Here is a 961-nt window from a genome sequence, read left to right as displayed (position 1 = left end):
CTCCGGTGAAGACCTCAAGCCGCCGCACCGGCTCCGCGATAGCACTATGCACTGTGTCCATTCTAAGCCTAACGGTCCGAACAAACCGCAGACTCGCAGATCACCCCGTCATCCGGTAGGTGGCCGCTGAACAGCGCTTACGTTCTTCCCCGGCCACAACAACATTGATCGGCGGAGAAGGTGACGCATTTGCCCCAGTCCGCATGAGCATAGAGAGCCCGCCGAATTCCACGCTGGCGGGCTACCCCATTCGCTCAGTGCGGAGATCTCCGACGAGTGCTAAGTTGGCACTGTGATGATCTTCAGGAATCCTCGGGCCGTCTTTGCTTTAATGGGCATTTGGGCGTGTTTCGCCCTGATGCTCTGGCTCCTTGCAAAGCTGTGGCCGGTTTTACTTGCTCTCGGTGGTTGACCCACGGCTCACGCTATCGGGAGCCTATGGGGCAATGTCAGAACGACGTAGGCTAATCCGAACCTTGGCCCGCGGAACGCGCGCGAACTACTGCGCGTCGCGGGTGTGGAAAAGCAAAGGCCCGCCGGTTCACGATGGCGGGCTGGGCGTCTCTCGCAACTGCCCTAGTAGGCGCGGCGGCCGTGCCGCCGATAAGCTGCGGGGTTTTCCACGCCCGCGAAGTATGGATTTATGGCGCACTCTGCTGCGCGGCCCGATGCCGAAGCATTGCACTGAGGCAGCGATGTGTAGCTGCAATCGTAATAGTTGGCCCCCGCGCGGTAAACGTGCAGGCAAACCGGATAGGCCGGATTATACGTCTGAGCTGCCGCCGGCTCTGTTGATGCCATCCCGATTGCCAAAATCGCCAAGGCCGGAGTACGCATTGGAACCTCCTTTCGGACATTGACAAAGCGCGCGAAGCTCCACGAGCCAGTACTTCGATCGTACCCCGCGGAGGTCGCGACTGCGCCTGACGATCGCTACCAGCCCGCTGGTCACGCGTCACGC

General features: G+C 60.8%; 1 protein-coding gene. It reads right to left on the bottom strand.

What is annotated here, in order from left to right:
* Positions 1 to 576 precede the first annotated feature (576 nt).
* On the bottom strand, positions 577 to 837 hold the full coding sequence (locus AB4Z51_RS45005; protein ID WP_071911927.1) for a DUF3551 domain-containing protein: 261 nt from the start codon (positions 835 to 837) through the stop codon (positions 577 to 579).
* Between the last annotated feature and the right edge of the window lie 124 nt (positions 838 to 961).

Source organism: Bradyrhizobium sp. 2TAF36, assembly GCF_052114925.1.
GTDB classification, from domain to species: Bacteria; Pseudomonadota; Alphaproteobacteria; order Rhizobiales; family Xanthobacteraceae; genus Bradyrhizobium; species Bradyrhizobium barranii.
The sequence above is the reverse complement of the archived record's forward strand: the minus strand, read 5'-3'. Positions and strand labels throughout refer to the sequence as shown.